A 15,927-nucleotide genomic window follows, 5' to 3' on the forward strand; every position below is an offset into this window, starting at 1 on the left:
GGACTTTTGTTTTGCTAAGCTGTAGTATTATTTAAAACCCTATTACGCATCACCTATCTTGTGTATGCCTGGCAATGCAACTGCCATAATAGATTGTAAAAATTAAGCCTTTTCTTATCCTTCTAATATTATTATAAGCCATTGTTGCCTCTATTTCTGCAAAAAGACGTTTATTTTGCCCGGAATTTTTGCGCAGCAAGAACAAAAAGCATTTACCCAATGTCTAAAAAAATCATTATTACCGGCGGCGCCGGCTTTATCGGCTCGCATGTAGTCAGGTTGTTTGTTAATAAATACCCCGATTACACTATTATCAACCTCGATGCGCTTACTTATGCAGGCAATCTCGAAAATCTGAAAGATATTGAAGACAAACCCAATTATTATTTTGAAAAAGTAAACATTCTGGATGCGGAAGCGGTTAAGGGTGTTTTTGAAAAATATAATGTTACTGATGTGATCCATTTGGCTGCCGAAAGCCATGTAGACAGATCCATTGTAGCGCCCCTCGATTTTATTTATACCAATGTAATCGGCACTGTAAACCTGCTGCATACTGCCAAAGAATACTGGAAGCCCGACTATTCCGGTCATCGTTTCTACCATATCTCTACCGATGAAGTATATGGTACATTGGGCGATGAGGGTATGTTTACCGAAACAACACCGTATGCGCCCAACTCGCCTTACTCAGCCAGCAAGGCTTCCTCCGACCACTTTGTGCGTGCTTACGCCGAAACCTATGGCTTACCGGTGGTGGTTACCAATTGCAGCAATAATTATGGTCCTAATCATTTTCCCGAAAAACTTATTCCATTATTCATCAATAATATCATCAATAAAAAGCCTTTGCCGGTGTATGGTAAAGGTGAAAATACACGCGACTGGTTGTTTGTAAAAGACCACGCCCGCGCCATTGATCTTGTTTTTCATGAGGGCAAAAACCGCGAGACCTATAATATTGGTGGTTTTAATGAATGGAAAAATATTGATTTGGTAAAACTGTTGTGCAAGCTGATGGATGAAAAGCTTGGACGCCAGCCGGGCGCAAGCGAGCAGTTGATAACATATGTAAAAGATCGTCCGGGGCACGACCTGCGCTATGCAATAGATGCTACTAAAATCAATAAAGAACTGGGTTGGAAGCCAAGCGTAACCTTTGAAGAAGGTTTAAGCCAAACCATAGATTGGTACCTGGATAATACGGAATGGCTAAAGCATGTAACTTCAGGCAATTACCAGCATTACTACGAAGAACAATATAGTCACAGGTAAGCTGCAAGGATTAAGAGAAGTAACAAGGTTCAGGAAGCAAGCGGCGAGTTGTTAGCTACGGGCTGTGAGCTTTTCTGAAAATATTAGAATTACAGGAATTAATAAAGAATACAAAGCTGTATGCTTAAATATGCCCGCAGCTAAATATAATTTCATGAGAGTAGAACAAACGCCGCTTAAGGATTGTTATATCATTCATAACACTGTTTTTAAAGACAACCGCGGCTATTTCTTTGAAAGTTTTAACCAGCAAAAATTTGCAGAATTAACAGGCTTGGATGTTCATTTTATACAGGATAATCAGTCTTCTTCGGTAAAAGGTGTGTTGCGCGGGTTGCATTTTCAAAAAGGCGATGCAGCACAGGCAAAGCTGGTGCGCGTGCTGCAGGGCAGCGTGCTGGATGTAGCTGTTGATTTGCGCAAAGATTCACTTACTTACGGGCAGCATTTTAGCATCGAACTGAGTGATGAATCCAATACGCAGTTGTTTATTCCGCGCGGTTTTGCGCATGGCTTTGTAGTGCTGAGCGATGTCGCTGTTTTCTTTTATAAATGCGATAATTTTTATAACAAAGCAGCCGAAGGCGGATTGATGTACAACGACCCGCAATTAGATATAGATTGGAAATTGCCGGCAGAAGAATTGATATTATCCGAAAAAGATTTAGTGAATCCATTACTCAAAGACATTTCATAAAACCCAATTGTACATGAAAGGTATTATACTCGCCGGCGGCTCCGGCACCCGGTTGTATCCTATTACCAAAGGCATCAGTAAGCAGATAATGCCGGTGTATGATAAGCCGATGATCTATTATCCCTTATCCGTATTAATGCTGGCAGGCATCAACGAGGTACTTATCATTACCACACCCGAAGACTCCGCACAATTCCATCGTTTGCTGGGCGATGGCTCGGCTGTTGGCTGTTCTTTTTCGTATGCGGTGCAGGAAAAGCCCAACGGACTGGCGCAGGCGTTTGTAATAGGGGAACAGTTTGTAGGTAATGATAAAGTAGCATTGGTATTGGGCGATAATATTTTTCATGGTGCAGGATTAAGTCAGCTTTTGCAGTCTTTTAATGATGTAAACGGCGCGGCTATTTTTGCGTATGAAGTAAGCGACCCTGAGCGTTATGGCGTAGTAGATTTTGATGAAAATTTCACAGCTTTGTCTATCGAAGAGAAACCTGCCAAGCCCAAGAGCCGCTATGCAGTGCCGGGTTTGTATTTTTATGATAATGAAGTAGTGGATATTGCTAAAAATATTGCGCCTTCTCTACGTGGCGAATACGAGATAACTGATGTAAATAAGGTGTACTTAGAGCGTGGCAGTCTGCATGTAGGGGTGATGAACCGTGGGTATGCTTGGCTCGATACCGGTACTTTCGATTCGCTGAGCGATGCTACCGAATATGTGCGCGTGATAGAAAAAAGACAAGGCACTAAGATTGGCTGTATTGAAGAAGTAGCTTATCGCATGGGCTTTATTAATTACGATCAGTTGATGCAACAGGCAGAGTTGTATGCTAAAAGCGGCTATGGTACTTACCTGAAACAGATAGGAAAATAATTTTGCTGCTCACAGATGGCACGGATAAGCACAGAAAAAGAAAGCCTTACTTTATAAGTTATTCCGTGTCTTTGCCATATTTAAAAAATAATCAAATGTGAGTGTAATATAATCAACATCATCCGCTATTTCTCTTCATTGCTTTTCCATTCCAATCCATTTCCAATATCGGTCAAATAAACACAGCGTGAGCAAAAAAGTTCTACTCCTTGTATGGATGGCTGCACTATGCATCCATCAGCAATTACTTGCACAGAAAAAGAACAGCTTCTGGTCGGCAGTGAGTAACAGTGCATGGCAACGAAGTGAGATGACTGATAATCAGCCGGTTTTTGTTCCGCAAGCGCATAAAACATTCCGATTGGCAGAGGATGCATTAAGACAATCCCTGATGACTGCACCTGCAGCTAAAAATGTTGCAATTAAAAATTCTCCTTTTATTATTAGCATACCTAATGCAAAAGGCGAAACAGAGCGTTTTAAAATAGTGGAATCCCCGGTAATGTCGGCTGCGCTGGCTGCCAAGTATCCGCAGTTGAAATCATACGCCGGGCAAGGTATAGACGATCCTTCTGCTACCATCCGCTTTGATATTACGCCCAAAGGCTTTCATGCCATGATATTATCCGGCACACGCAAAGCCATTTACATCAATCCTGCAGATAAAAGTAAAGGTTTGTACGTAGTATTTGACCGGGATACGCTGGCTGAGCATACAACTGCTTTTACCTGTGCAGTAAAAAAGGGTGCTACTGCGCAAAAACAAAACACTGTTACCGGCAAAAATGCCGATGATAATATCTTAAGGACTTACCGTTTTGCAGTAACCGTGGGCGGACAGTTTTCTCAGCTTTGCCTTAATGGAACAGAAACAACGGATGCAGAGAAAAAGTTAAGCGTATTAAGCACATTGGTAACTGACCTCACCCGCATCAATGGCATTTTTGAAAGGGATTTTAACGTGCACCTGAACTATGTGGACAACGAAGACACGATTATTTTTTTAGACAGCAAGAGCGATCCTTTTGATGATAATACTGCTACCGGATACGACAATGGCAAGTGGAATATACAATGTAAAAAAACATTAGATAAATACATTGGCAACAGCAACTACGATTGCGGGCACCTGCTGATGGGCATGAATACCGGTGGCAATGCCGGCTGCATTGGCTGCGTGTGCGATTCGGCTACCAAAGGCACTGCTGTTACCGGCTACAACCAGGTAGCCGGTGATCCGTTTGTAGTGGACTTTTGGGCGCATGAGATTGGTCATCAGTTTGGAGCCACCCATACATTTGATTATGAGGATGAAGGCACCGGTGCGCAAGTAGAACCGGGTAGCGGCTCTACCATTATGGGCTATGCAGGCACCACGGGCGCTACCGATGTGCAGCCGAACAGCGATGATTATTTTCATGCCGTTAGCATACAGCAGGTGACTGATTATATTAAAAGTATTGATGGACAGCCGGGACCGGTATTACAGCGTACCAACAACCATACGCCAACCGCTGATGCAGCTGCTGATTATGTTATTCCTGCTGCTACACCGTTTATACTTACCGGCAATGCGGCAGACATGGATGCAGCAGATGTACTCAGCTATACCTGGGAGCAAATGGATGCCTTAACTAAGGGCTATAATGAGTATCCCAAGCCTACTTCTACTGCCGGTCCTGTGTTCCGGTCGTTTGCTTATTCTTCTTCAAAAAGCCGCACATTCCCGGTAATAGACACCATACTGTCTGGCAAAACAAAGTGGAAGTGGGAAGCTTTACCTGCTGTAAGCAGAGATTTACATTTCAGGTTTACGGTGCGGGATAACCACGCAGGTGGCGGCAGCAACAACAGCGATGATATGAAGGTAACAGTAGATAGCACTGCCGGCCCGTTTGTAGTAACTGGTCTTGATAGTGCTACATCCTGGAAGGGCAACAGCCAGGTAGCCATTACCTGGAATGTAGCGAATACTACTAACGTCCGCATCAAATGCAGTAGCGTTAGCATCCAGCTTTCAACCGATGGCGGCTACACTTTCCCGATAACACTTGCAGCTAATACACCCAACGATGGCAGTGAAACGGTGCTGGTGCCCAACCAAGCTATTAGCAAAGGACGCATCCGCGTAAAAGCAGCAAACAATATTTTCTTCGACATTTCCAATGCCGACCTTAGCGTTACTCCAATAGTTATACCCATTGCCTGGTTGTCTTTTTCGGCCAATAAAAGCCCTGGTGGCGTGTTGCTGCAATGGACCACGGCTAATGAAACAAACAGCAGCTTTGCAGTGGAAAGAAGCAGTGATAGCATTCATTATACTACTATTGGCACAGTGGCTGCAGGCAATCAATTATACAGCTTTGAAGATGTAATGCCGGTTGCGGGCGTTAATTATTACCGCATCAGGCAGGTAGATGATAACAATAATAGCCATTACTCGAGTATTGCTGCGATTGACATAAGCAACGTACTTGCAGTTGCGGTATATCCCAACCCTGTGAGAAATGTAGTAAATATCAGGCTGAATCAAAATGCTGTCCATGCTGCTATTGTGCTTACGGATGCAGCAGGTAGAATTGTTTATACTACCACGGCTGCTTTAGTAACGGCAGGAGAAGTAATACAGGTACCTGCTGCCAGACTTGCCGCAGGTGTATATATAATAAAGGTGAAATGGGACAAAGGCTCATTTACGCAGCAATTGTTGGTTAATTAATTTTACGGTTTATTATTTGCAATAGTTTTCTAAACAGCAAAAGCACTAAGAACACTAAGTTGCACAAAGGATTTAAGATAAATAAAGTAGTATTTGATATCTTGCGTAGCTTTTATATAGCGCAATGGAAGCTGAATTGTATGCTGTAGGTTGTTCCATAAAAATATAAAGCACGAAAGTATTTTCACATTATTTTAAACGCTAAGGATAAATGAATATCACGTCACCTACATGTGATTTTACATGCCCGAAAGCAGGTGTGGTACTGCCTTTATATCATTTAAAATATAAAATGCTAATAGTTGTATAGAGAATAATGTTACCCGTATCTTTACTTTTTGAAAACAGGAATCCAATAATAAAAAATACTAAAAATCATGATGTTATTTATTGCCGGTTTATCTACCGACTTTGACGAAGTTGATCTCAAAGAGATGTTTGAATTGTATGGCGAAGTAGCTTCCGCCAGAGTTATTACCGACCGCAACACCGGCAAGAGCAAAGGCTTTGGTTTTGTGGATATGCCAAATAAAGAAGAAGCAAAAGAAACAATTGCTACCCTCGATAATGTGGTGCTTGGTAAAAAAAGAATTTCGGTGAAAGAGGCCGAGCCGCAACAGAGCCGTCCATCTACGGGTGGTTATAACAGCGCTCCCCGGAGTGGTGGGTTTAATAACTCTCCACGCAGTGGTGGCTACAACCCGCGTGGCAACAGCGGCGGCGGTTATAACAATCCGCGTGGTGGCGATGACCGTGGTGGCGACAGAGGAGGCTACAACAGAAGAGATAACGACGATCGGTATAATAAACGCTATTAATTTTACCTGCAACTTACTTAGTATGCAAAAACCCACGCCTGATGCGAGGGTTTTTTATTTAATAGGCAACGCTTATTGCTCAAAAGCTTGCCGATGTACCAGCATTAGTATTTTCCGTCTGCCTGGTAAGTTAGTCAAATGTTGATTAAGAATAAATATCAAACTATTCTTAGTTTGCCGCTTTTGGGCAAGTACTCATTAGTGCCTGTTCTCTATTCTTTTATATAAGATATTAGAACCGCTATCAAGCGGAAAGTAGCCGGAAAGAAAAGTCAGCTTATTGTTTGAAACATCAATGAATGTTTTACGGGATGTGAAATCACTATCAAAAATTATTCTGTTAGTAAATTGTCCGGGCGGGATTAGCAAACCTACTTCGGTTTCAACAGAAGTATCCCTGATTAGTATATAATGCCCGCTTGCAATTAAACTTCCACTCGAATATTTTTCATATGTTGAATCTGAAAACTTAAAAGTGTTCCCATTTCCGGCTGGGTATGTTACGGTTGGAATCATTCCATTCTGTGCTTGTCTTAACTCCCAGGTGCCAATAATAGAAGTGGCGCTGATAACAGCATTTGTGCCTACATCTTTTTTGCAGCTACCCCAAAAAATGCTGATGGCTCCAAGACAAATTATTACAATAAAATATTTCATGACACACCTTTAAATTATGTTTCCTACAACTTAAAAACCGTTGCATCGGATAGTTGCCAATCTCACATATTTATGCTATTTCCTTCGCCTGCTGCTGCTTATATTTTTGCATCATAAACAAACAAAAAAACAAACATAAGCAGACATGAAAAAGACAACCCTATTCCGTGTATTGACATTCGTATTATTAATTGGTTTGCTCGCATCGTGCAGCAAGCATACCGATAAACCTGCTAACCCTGGCGGTGGCAACAATGGTGGTGGTGATAATGGTGGCGGAACGCCTCCGCCTACAGAGAGCTATTATGTAAAAACGAAAATGGATGGTGCAGCATTAAATTATACAGGCAGCGTTAAAGCAATGCGTGTTGTAGATGAAGGCACACACATGCTTCAGATTCAAGGTATAAAAGGTGGTGGATCAACCGATGAAGTGGATTTGTTGGTTTATTCTGCAGAAGATGCAACTGCCGGCGAATACACCGAAGGCGAGCACGATACATACTTTATTTTGGGCGTATATGCACCACAAAACCGTGCTGATGATTTAGGCATTTTTTATGGCGGCGTGCATTTGGATGAAACTGCACCATTTACAATCAAAATCACGGAGATGACAGATAAGTATGTAAAAGGTACTTTCAGCGGTACATTCTACGACAATGAAGGCAATGGCGACAACAAAAAAGTATTTACCGAAGGCGAATTTAAAGCGCCAATTCAATAATGATTTAACCCCTGCATTTCAACCCTGTTCACCCTGTTTTTTCACCCTATTCCTTACACCCGTTAAAGGCACTCCATTTTGGTGTGCCTTTATTATTTTTTGCAAAAGAATAAAATAATTGCAGTCAACGGAACCGACCACACGATGATGCGGAATATCCACAGGTAAACACGCTGCTTATTGGCAATAGATTGCAGGTGGGCAAAGGACTTCGTAAATTCGGATAGATCTATGCTGGTGCTTGAATTGCTGAGTTCGGATTTGAATTGTAACACTTCCCGCTCTACATAATGCAACACGCCAAACTGGTTTTTTAATAGTACTTCGAGCAGGATGCTAAAAAGCAATGCGCCAATGGCAATAAGAATATTTTTAATGCTCCATGTGTCAACAAAATCAAACTGTGCCAATACCAGCAGAAATGCTGCGGGCACTGCAATCATTCTCGATTGTATATCGTTGACCGTAGCATAAATTTTCTTCGTGTACTCCAGCTTGTCTTTATCTACTTTCGATTTTAAATCGTGGTAAGAAAATTTTTCTACATATAGCAAATGACTTTTCAGATAATTGTCATATACGGCATCCAGCGAAGACAATAACTTGCTAAAGCGTTCGTATGGAGGAAAAGGGAATAAAAACGAAATTACTTCTGTTGTAAAAATACTTTTGCGCTCTTCTTTGTCGTGCGCTTCGTACAGTTGTGTATGGAGTTGATATAAATAAGCAATGCGCCGCAAATCGTTTTGGTTGTATTGTATTACAATATTCAGCTTTCTTTTTGCAAATAACACTATTTCTTTCGGCTCGCCAATGTTGTCTATCACATAATCGGAGATGAAAACCAGCAGCTCAATAAATTTCAAAACATCCTTATATTGTTCTATTACTGCCGGGTCGGCTTGGTCAGCAGATAAGAAATGCAACTCCTGAATGTAAAAAAGAAAGGCTGGATATTGATAAGAATTGTCTTCCAAAAATTCATTTACTGTTTCGTAATAGCAGCAGTGTTGCAGGTTTTTGGTGTACAGAACAACCGGAATTTTTGTTGTAGTGGCAGATTGTGGCTCGTCTCCGCCATCCAGTTTATCCAGCGGAATATATTCTCCATTAAGCAATACAAAGTCATCAGTAAGCCCCGATGCAGCCAACATTTTCAGCTCTTCTATAGCCTTGGAAGCAGGCATAAGATGCCCGCTCAGCTCGCCCTCATCGTAGCGAGGCTGCACTAATTGTTGCCTGATATGGATAAGAAGGTCTAAGTCCTTGTTACGATTCATCGCTTTCCGATATTGGAAGCTTTTTGGTTAACTGATGTTTTAAATGGTCTGGTATATTTTTAATCAATAAATTGTTTTTTATATCATCATACACCACCGTATTGCCCAGCAATTTGCTGTCAAAAATAATGGTCAGTTCTTTACTATTGTACGAATAATATTTAAGGCTCTTCAACGTGTTGTGTCCTTTGAAGAAAGCACTCACCTGGTATTTTTCTGCCTGGGCAAAAGCAGTAAAGTTTTCAGGTGCATGCTGATTAATTAAATACGCCACAAAGCTCAGTTGTATATCTTCCCTGGCTTTCATTTGCTGCTCGCAATAAGCAAATACCAATTCTTTTATTTGCTCTGTTTGCTCAATGGTGTAGCCGTTTTGGTACAAATAATCATTGATTGCCCGCTTCAAATTCAGCGACGATTCTCTTGCCGAAGCATAATCGGTACAGCCAATAAAACGCCTGAAATAGTTGGAGATTTCTTTTTTACCCCGCGTAAAAGAAAGATATATTTCTTCGCCGCTGTTCCATTTGCAGCAGTTGGTAAAGTTAGCTACATCCAGCTTTTCTATATCGAGGCGCGCATTGGCATTCACATCCAGGTTGTCGTTGATGATATAGCTTTCCTTATCGTTCAGCACAATTACGGCAACAAAGTCTTCGCCCATTTCAAAATGGCAAAACAGTACATAGCCGCCGGTTGCCAGAGCCACTTCGTTGATGATATTTTCAAAATGTATAACGGCTTTGATGGTAAAATCGTAAAAGCTGATGTTGCCACTTAAATAATTGCACAAAAACGTTTGGTACGGATAGCTGTCGCGCGCCGCATCGAACGAGCCATAAATGGGATTGGACTTGTTGTAATACACCTGTTTTACCTCGCTCATAAAATGCTGGTGCACCCAGGTAATAGGCAGTTGTTTGGCGGCTGTGGTGAGGTTAGCTTGTTCGCCTTGTTTCTTTTCCAGTTTGTGGATCACCATATTCTTCACTTTCATAAGGCAGATATTGTTTGCTAACAAATTTAGCAAAATTATTGCCACAAATGAAATTTTTTCTTGTGAGTTAATAATTTATGAAGGCAGTAGTGCTAATAGGTGCAGAAGAAAACATTAAAATTATAATCTATGCTAATCTTGTGTTTTCAATATTTGCACTGTTTTTTCATCTTTTTGGCCGTTGAAAAACTTGTTTAAGACAGCCTGGAAAACCGGATCTGCATTGGGTAAAGCGGCAAATAAAGTCATAGATGATTTTAATTTTACATCATCGGGGTAGCCAAATATGTTTGTTGCATTATTGCCCTTGAGCCAAAGTAGTTCCTGGCAAATATTAATTAATCTGGTACCTAATAAGGGATGTTTTAAAAAGGATATTGCTTCTGTTTTGTCTTTAATGGCATAATACTGTGATGTTTCGCTAAAGCCCAGTCCTTGTATTTGTGGAAAAATATACCACATCCAGTGGCTTCTTTTTCTCCCATTTTTAATTTCTGCTAAAGCAATGTCGTAGTCTCTTCGCTGTGCATCTATAAAACGTTGCAGGTTGGGATTTCTTGTCATGGTTTAGTTATTTCATAGGGTGTTGGGTAGCATAAAAAATACCAACATGAAGTTACTGCATTCTTTTAAAATGCAGTGAAGTTGCAAGCAATAGGTGTTTTAAGACTATACATTACGGATGAAAGTAAATCAATTTTTATTATTAGGGGAATAAAGCATTTTTTAAAATACTACTTATCGGCGTATATTCATTGTCTTAAAAATAAGCAATCTTAACTATTTAAATGAAAATCACATTCGGTATGGAGAAGTATGTTCTATATTAGTAAGCTACGACTGTTGGACGAGCTTATAGTACCATACATACAGCAATGCAAAAGCCTAATGGTTAGTTAAGTCGCATTTGGTTGGCAGTATAAGGCGATAATAAAGACTACCTTTCGTTCCTTCTGTTATTTTAAAATGTATTCATGATTTTTATTCTGTTATTTTTCTTTTTGCATTGGTTTCTATCGCTCTTCTTTCATTCTTTTTTCCTTCACCGTTATGCTTCTCATCAAATGTACACCATCAGCAAAGGATGGGAAAAAACCTTTTATTTTCTTACCTGGTTTGTACAGGGTTCCTCTTATCTGGTACCAAGAGCGTATGGTGTAATGCACCGTATGCATCACGAGTACAGCGATACGGAGAAAGACCCACACTCGCCACATTTTTTTAACGATATATGGCAAATGATGTGGAATACCGCTAAAATATTCAGAGCTTTTAATACCGGCAAAAAACTGCCGGAGCAACAATTCACATCTGAGTACCTACCTGTTTGGCATAAACTCGACCGCTTTGGCCACCATATACTTACAAGGGGCGTATTTGGCGCGGCTTATATTACTTTTTATATCCTTTTTGCTCCAAGTGCATGGTGGTTTTTGTTGTTGCCGATACATTTTTTAATGGGGCCAATCCAGGGTGCTATAGTTAACTGGTGTGGTCATAAATATGGTTATAGCAATTATAAGAATGGCGATCATTCCAAAAACTCAACACCTTTTGGTGTACTGCTGATGGGCGAACTTTTTCAGAACAATCACCACTACGATAAAGACAACGCCAACTTTGCGCGTAAATGGTATGAGTTTGATACTACCTACCTTATTATGCGTGCGTTGAACAAGATAGGTGTTATCAAATTAATACCAGTAATACCGGTTCCGGTCAGGCATTAATTTATCAGCTGCAATCATTTTTGGTTATACTTTAAAGACATGCGCTTTACTAATTCTGGCGCCTGGCAAACTGCATCGATAAAATAAATCAGCCTAAATCAATCATAAATAGTACCTTTAGAGCAATCATTTGAGCACTGCACATCGTAATTAAATAATTCTAATACAGGCTTTTGCCCCTATAAGTTACTTTCTTTACTTCGTACCTTTCTCAAATTCTTATTCATTACCAATCAAATACAAGATGAACATCTTTGTTTCCAACTTAAGCTTTCAGGTAGAAAGCAATGACCTGAAAGATTTTTTTACGCCCTACGGAGAAGTAACTTCTTCAAAAGTGATTACGGACCGTGAAACCGGCAGAAGCCGTGGTTTTGGCTTTGTAGAAATGTCCAGCGATGATGCCGGCAACGAAGCTATCAGCAAGCTCAATGGGGCTATGGTAGATGGCAGGGCTTTATCAGTAACAGTAGCAAGGCCAAAAGAAAATTCCGGCAGCGGAACATTCAATAAGCGGAAATTCTATTAAAAGCAGGAATGTGAAAAAGAGTAAACTTACTCTTTTTCACATTCCTTAATAGCGCCATGCTATGGCTTTCAGTTATGTAACTGTCGGCTGCAATCAATCAGGATATTATGCTGCTAACTATGTAAAAATTTTAAAACACCAGTTGTATGCGGATTATTAAAGAACACCTGTTGGCGGGCGATTATGTTTGGGGCAATGATAGTAATAACCTGCTGTCGGATGGTCCCACACGTAAGCGTTTCGACCGCTTTAGCGGTAATTGCATGTTGCATATCATCAATCTTTTTGATTGTTGTATAGATAAACTCACTATTGCGCAGGCACAAAAAATTGAATGCCTGATTCAAAAAGAATTACCGCTGGAGGCGAAAAGCGAGATATCGGTATTGCAATGGCTAAGGGGAAAGCATTTGCAGATTTTTAACCTCGAAGCTGTTTGATTGTTTTAAACAAAGTAGTATGTATAAAGCTACGATTGAGTATATAAGAAATACTTTGTAATAAAACTATACTGTGAAATTCTCCATAAATTATAAAGGAAAAGAAGTGATGATAGATGTTACTTCGTGGAAAAGTACAATAAATAACCGGATAGAATTTTATGTAGTTTTTGCAGACCAGCAGGAAACCTTCATCAATTTTGTAAAGCGCACGGGGCAAACGGATATTACGGAAGTATCTTCTTCGGCAGATTTAACTGCAGCCATCAAAGCGGTCATTAAAGACAAGCTGATTTATTTTACACAATACCCTAATAAATTATAAATAACAGTACGAAAAGCTGCCCGACACGGAGTGGCAGGAAATAAGGTACAAAAACGTTATACCATATATTTTATCAAAATTATTATATGACAAACGAGCAAATAGAACAATTTCTTACTTCAAAAACATTATCGAAAGTAATTGACATTAACTTTAAAAAACGAAATGCAATACGAGGCATGTTCGTGAATACGAGCGATTTTGAAGACCTGAAGTCGAAAAATCTATGGCGTATTATTACCGAAGCCAGAATAGAAGACTGGAAAAAAACGAAAGACATGGGACTGTCGCGTATTTACAACGGGTCTGATTTTACCAGACTGAAAGCCGAATAACTATAGCTTTTATTATTGGTTTACTATATGCCTTTTTCAGTGTGCCGGTGTCCTTCACCGGCAAATATTTATCTGTTGGTGAAGAGCACCAACAGAGGCGCGAAAAGACAAAAAAGAACCGCTATTAAGTAGTTGTTTTCTTAATGCCGGGCATGAGCAAAAGCGCATTTATCAACCCTAATCATTTGTTATGTATTCCAATTATTTTCTTCATTTTGAAAATAAAAAGCGACCTTTATAGCTAATCAAACATAGAAAGAAACGATGGGTAGATCTCAGCAAACACACCAGAAGAGAGAAAAAGAAAAGCAAAGAATACGGCAGCGCGAGGATAAAGCAGAGAAAATGCAGGAGCGAAAAGCAAATGCACAAAAAGGAAAAAGCCTGGATGATATGCTGGCGTACGTGGATGAAAACGGAAATCTTTCCTCTTCTCCGCCCGACCCTAAAAAGAAAAAACTATTTAATGCGGAAGATATGCAGATTGGCGTGCCCAAGCATGAGGAAACAGAAGCTGAAAACCCCGAGCGAACAGGCATCGTTACATTTTTCAATGGTTCCAAAGGCTTTGGCTTTGTAAAAGACGGGCAAACAGGCGAGAGTGCTTTTGTACATATAAACCAGCTATCCGGCCCGTTAAAGGAGAATGATAAGGTAACTTACGAAGTGGAAATGGGGCACAGAGGGCTAAATGCAATTAATGTGAAAAAGATAGTATAGTCTGCACTTGGCTTGCTATGCTTTATCCCAACAAACACGAAAGTCTGTTTTCATTCTTTCCTCTTTTCCATGCTTCAGGTGTGGGCTTTTGTAACACTTTAATACAATTGTTACTACAAAAAAATTCTTGTCAGCCTCATGTTCAGGACAGTAATTACCGGTACCGGAAGTTATATTCCAGGTGAAATAATAACGAATGCACACTTCGTTCAGCAACCTTTTTATACAGAAGATAATCAACCGATAAAGATTGAGCCGGAGATAATCATCGAAAAGTTTAGAAAAATAACAGGCATTGCAGAAAGACGCTATGTTGCGAAAGATTTAAACACCTCAGATATTGCTGCCATAGCAGCAAAAGAAGCTATAGCAGATAGCGGTGTTGATGCGGAAACGTTGGACATGATTATTGTTGCACAAAACTTTGGCGACGTAGATGCCTGTGGTATTCAGTCGGATGCCGTACCGGCAATTGCCAGCAGGGTAAAGCATTTGCTGAACATTGCTAATCCCCGTTGCATTGCGTATGATATACTGTTTGGCTGTCCTGGCTGGGTGCAGGGCATTATTCAGGCAGATGCTTTTTTTAAAGCAGGTATAGCAACGAAAGCGCTGGTGATAGGAGCTGAAACGCTATCGCGCATAATAGATAATTATGACCGTGATAGTATGATATTTAGTGATGGTGCCGGTGCTACTGTTGTCGAGTATAAAGAAGCAAATGAAAGCGGCGTTCTTTCGGGCAGCGCACTAAGCCACTGCACCGGTGAAGCCGGCTATATTTATATGGGAAAATCCAATGCGCCGGATGCAGATGCCACCATAAAGTACATGAAGATGAAAGGCAGAAAAGTGTATGAATATGCTTTGAAATATGTACCGCAGGCTATAAAGGAGTGTATAGATAAAAGTGGTGTGGCAATAGAAGATATCAAGAAAGTGTTTATACACCAGGCAAATGAAAAAATGGACGAAGCTATCATACAGGCGCTGTACAAACTGTACGGCTACAATGAAGCACCTGAAGCTATTATGCCAATGTCCATTCATTACCTCGGCAATAGTTCTGTTGCCACTGTACCTACTTTATACGACCTGGTGTTGAAAGGAAAAGATAAAAATCATGCTGTACAACAAGGCGATGCAGTTGTTTTTGCATCAGTTGGCGCCGGTATGAACATTAATGCTGTATGTTACAGAATGTAACACCGTTGCGTTGATAAGCTAACCTTATAAAAACAACCTCTTATTCAATATAGTTGTCCAAAAGCTGGTTGGCAAAAGCATAGTCCACCTTTCGCTGGTAGGTAGCTATTTTATTTTCTTTACTGCTTACCATCATTATACTATCTGTTAATATCTCTATACGGTACACTCCGTTCTTTTTGCCTTCCGTACTCCATATTTGCAAATACCATTGATCATCAAAAGTAATAGTTAAGTTGTAAGTTGCTTTGGTAGATTTGCCATTAAGCCGCGTCAGCAGGTCAGCTTCCTCTGTTAAGTTGTCCAGAAATGAAAATGTTAGTATCTCATCAGGAATCCTGTTGTACCAGGTGCCTACTATTTTATTGGCGTATTCTTTATGTTGGTCGCTTACCGGTTTATCATACATAGTGCTGTTTTGTATTGTTTTAAGGGTAATTAAGTAAAGACGGCATTAATTAAGCCGAAAACAGGGAAAATGAATAATTAACATCCGAACGCCGTATCTGTGCCATTTATTGCAAGAGCGGGTGGTGAAAAGAGAGGAGCTGGCTACACTGCTCTTGGCCTTTGCATTTGGAAATGAACTGTACCAGCA

Annotated in this window: 18 protein-coding genes; 13 read left to right on the forward strand and 5 right to left on the reverse strand. The window is 40.4% G+C overall.

Going from position 1 to position 15,927, the window contains the following annotated elements; all coding sequences use genetic code 11:
• Positions 1-219 precede the first annotated feature (219 nt).
• The 5 genes from rfbB to FC093_RS16600 all read left to right on the forward strand — a co-directional run bounded on the left by rfbB (position 220) and on the right by FC093_RS16600 (position 6,383).
• The gene (gene rfbB / locus FC093_RS16580) at positions 220-1,275 is read left to right on the forward strand and encodes a dTDP-glucose 4,6-dehydratase (protein ID WP_137262921.1); all 1,056 of its coding nucleotides are present in this window, start codon (positions 220-222) and stop codon (positions 1,273-1,275) included.
• Between the two features lie 154 nt (positions 1,276-1,429).
• Positions 1,430-1,972: a dTDP-4-dehydrorhamnose 3,5-epimerase gene (gene rfbC, locus FC093_RS16585; RefSeq protein ID WP_137262922.1), complete on the forward strand. Its 543-nt coding sequence runs from the start codon at positions 1,430-1,432 to the stop codon at positions 1,970-1,972.
• Between the two features lie 13 nt (positions 1,973-1,985).
• Positions 1,986-2,846, forward strand: a complete 861-nt coding sequence (rfbA, locus tag FC093_RS16590) for a glucose-1-phosphate thymidylyltransferase RfbA (RefSeq protein WP_137262923.1) — start codon at positions 1,986-1,988, stop codon at positions 2,844-2,846.
• A 187-nt stretch (positions 2,847-3,033) separates the two neighbouring features.
• A complete protein-coding gene (locus FC093_RS16595; protein ID WP_137262924.1) occupies positions 3,034-5,565 on the forward strand; it encodes a zinc-dependent metalloprotease in 2,532 nt (843 codons plus the stop codon).
• 377 nt (positions 5,566-5,942) lie between these two features.
• On the forward strand, positions 5,943-6,383 hold the full coding sequence (locus tag FC093_RS16600) for an RNA recognition motif domain-containing protein (protein WP_137262925.1): 441 nt from the start codon (positions 5,943-5,945) through the stop codon (positions 6,381-6,383).
• A 198-nt stretch (positions 6,384-6,581) separates the two neighbouring features.
• Here FC093_RS16600 and FC093_RS16605 read toward each other — a convergent pair whose 3' ends face one another.
• Positions 6,582-7,040, reverse strand: coding sequence for a hypothetical protein (locus FC093_RS16605; protein ID WP_137262926.1), 459 nt, complete (start codon positions 7,038-7,040; stop codon positions 6,582-6,584).
• Positions 7,041-7,185: 145 nt separating this feature from the next.
• On the opposite strand from FC093_RS16605, the gene FC093_RS16610 reads away from it, so the two are divergent.
• The gene (locus FC093_RS16610; RefSeq protein WP_137262927.1) at positions 7,186-7,767 is read left to right on the forward strand and encodes a hypothetical protein; all 582 of its coding nucleotides are present in this window, start codon (positions 7,186-7,188) and stop codon (positions 7,765-7,767) included.
• Between the two features lie 92 nt (positions 7,768-7,859).
• Here FC093_RS16610 and FC093_RS16615 read toward each other — a convergent pair whose 3' ends face one another.
• The 3 genes from FC093_RS16615 to FC093_RS16625 all read right to left on the reverse strand — a co-directional run bounded on the left by FC093_RS16615 (position 7,860) and on the right by FC093_RS16625 (position 10,608).
• Positions 7,860-9,047 (reverse strand): hypothetical protein, encoded by a 1,188-nt coding sequence (locus FC093_RS16615; RefSeq protein WP_137262928.1) that lies wholly within the window; start codon positions 9,045-9,047, stop codon positions 7,860-7,862.
• Positions 9,037-10,044 carry a nucleoid-associated protein gene (locus tag FC093_RS16620; protein ID WP_137262929.1) on the reverse strand — a complete coding sequence of 336 codons (1,008 nt, stop codon included), beginning with the start codon at positions 10,042-10,044 and terminating at the stop codon, positions 9,037-9,039. The genes FC093_RS16615 and FC093_RS16620 overlap by 11 nt, the downstream gene beginning before the upstream one ends.
• 132 nt (positions 10,045-10,176) lie before the next feature.
• The gene (locus FC093_RS16625; protein ID WP_137262930.1) at positions 10,177-10,608 is read right to left on the reverse strand and encodes a DUF1810 domain-containing protein; all 432 of its coding nucleotides are present in this window, start codon (positions 10,606-10,608) and stop codon (positions 10,177-10,179) included.
• A gap of 410 nt (positions 10,609-11,018) precedes the next feature.
• Between FC093_RS16625 and FC093_RS16630 the strand changes: the two genes are divergently transcribed.
• From FC093_RS16630 to FC093_RS16660, 7 genes are all read left to right on the forward strand, one after another.
• Positions 11,019-11,774, forward strand: a complete 756-nt coding sequence (locus tag FC093_RS16630) for a fatty acid desaturase family protein (RefSeq protein ID WP_137262931.1) — start codon at positions 11,019-11,021, stop codon at positions 11,772-11,774.
• Positions 11,775-12,018: 244 nt separating this feature from the next.
• The gene (locus FC093_RS16635; protein WP_137262932.1) at positions 12,019-12,303 is read left to right on the forward strand and encodes an RNA recognition motif domain-containing protein; all 285 of its coding nucleotides are present in this window, start codon (positions 12,019-12,021) and stop codon (positions 12,301-12,303) included.
• 146 nt (positions 12,304-12,449) lie between these two features.
• Entirely contained in the window at positions 12,450-12,743 is a 294-nt protein-coding gene (locus tag FC093_RS16640; protein WP_137262933.1) for a hypothetical protein, read from the forward strand.
• Between the two features lie 73 nt (positions 12,744-12,816).
• On the forward strand, positions 12,817-13,068 hold the full coding sequence (locus tag FC093_RS16645; protein WP_137262934.1) for a hypothetical protein: 252 nt from the start codon (positions 12,817-12,819) through the stop codon (positions 13,066-13,068).
• 86 nt (positions 13,069-13,154) lie between these two features.
• Entirely contained in the window at positions 13,155-13,403 is a 249-nt protein-coding gene (locus FC093_RS16650; RefSeq protein WP_137262935.1) for a short-chain dehydrogenase, read from the forward strand.
• A gap of 264 nt (positions 13,404-13,667) precedes the next feature.
• The gene (locus FC093_RS16655) at positions 13,668-14,123 is read left to right on the forward strand and encodes a cold-shock protein (protein WP_137262936.1); all 456 of its coding nucleotides are present in this window, start codon (positions 13,668-13,670) and stop codon (positions 14,121-14,123) included.
• Positions 14,124-14,261: 138 nt separating this feature from the next.
• Positions 14,262-15,329 (forward strand): 3-oxoacyl-ACP synthase III family protein, encoded by a 1,068-nt coding sequence (locus FC093_RS16660; protein WP_137262937.1) that lies wholly within the window; start codon positions 14,262-14,264, stop codon positions 15,327-15,329.
• A gap of 40 nt (positions 15,330-15,369) precedes the next feature.
• On the opposite strand, the gene FC093_RS16665 is transcribed toward FC093_RS16660, so the two are convergent.
• Positions 15,370-15,738: a hypothetical protein gene (locus FC093_RS16665; RefSeq protein WP_137262938.1), complete on the reverse strand. Its 369-nt coding sequence runs from the start codon at positions 15,736-15,738 to the stop codon at positions 15,370-15,372.
• Positions 15,739-15,927: the final 189 nt, after the last annotated feature.

The organism is Ilyomonas limi (assembly GCF_005233845.1).
GTDB classification, from domain to species: Bacteria; Bacteroidota; Bacteroidia; order Chitinophagales; family Chitinophagaceae; genus Ilyomonas; species Ilyomonas limi.

Bases quoted from the DNA above. Each gene is read 5' to 3' on its own strand.
- rfbB (WP_137262921.1), top strand. From the start codon at position 220: ATGTCTAAAAAAATCATTATTACCGGCGGCGCCGGCTTTATCGGCTCG.
- rfbC (WP_137262922.1), top strand. From the start codon at position 1,430: ATGAGAGTAGAACAAACGCCGCTTAAGGATTGTTATATCATTCATAAC.
- rfbA (WP_137262923.1), top strand. From the start codon at position 1,986: ATGAAAGGTATTATACTCGCCGGCGGCTCCGGCACCCGGTTGTATCCT.
- FC093_RS16600 (WP_137262925.1), top strand. From the start codon at position 5,943: ATGATGTTATTTATTGCCGGTTTATCTACCGACTTTGACGAAGTTGAT.
- FC093_RS16605 (WP_137262926.1), bottom strand. From the start codon at position 7,040: ATGAAATATTTTATTGTAATAATTTGTCTTGGAGCCATCAGCATTTTT.
- FC093_RS16610 (WP_137262927.1), top strand. From the start codon at position 7,186: ATGAAAAAGACAACCCTATTCCGTGTATTGACATTCGTATTATTAATT.
- FC093_RS16615 (WP_137262928.1), bottom strand. From the start codon at position 9,047: ATGAATCGTAACAAGGACTTAGACCTTCTTATCCATATCAGGCAACAA.
- FC093_RS16620 (WP_137262929.1), bottom strand. From the start codon at position 10,044: ATGAAAGTGAAGAATATGGTGATCCACAAACTGGAAAAGAAACAAGGC.
- FC093_RS16625 (WP_137262930.1), bottom strand. From the start codon at position 10,608: ATGACAAGAAATCCCAACCTGCAACGTTTTATAGATGCACAGCGAAGA.
- FC093_RS16630 (WP_137262931.1), top strand. From the start codon at position 11,019: ATGATTTTTATTCTGTTATTTTTCTTTTTGCATTGGTTTCTATCGCTC.
- FC093_RS16635 (WP_137262932.1), top strand. From the start codon at position 12,019: ATGAACATCTTTGTTTCCAACTTAAGCTTTCAGGTAGAAAGCAATGAC.
- FC093_RS16640 (WP_137262933.1), top strand. From the start codon at position 12,450: ATGCGGATTATTAAAGAACACCTGTTGGCGGGCGATTATGTTTGGGGC.
- FC093_RS16650 (WP_137262935.1), top strand. From the start codon at position 13,155: ATGACAAACGAGCAAATAGAACAATTTCTTACTTCAAAAACATTATCG.
- FC093_RS16655 (WP_137262936.1), top strand. From the start codon at position 13,668: ATGGGTAGATCTCAGCAAACACACCAGAAGAGAGAAAAAGAAAAGCAA.
- FC093_RS16660 (WP_137262937.1), top strand. From the start codon at position 14,262: ATGTTCAGGACAGTAATTACCGGTACCGGAAGTTATATTCCAGGTGAA.
- FC093_RS16665 (WP_137262938.1), bottom strand. From the start codon at position 15,738: ATGTATGATAAACCGGTAAGCGACCAACATAAAGAATACGCCAATAAA.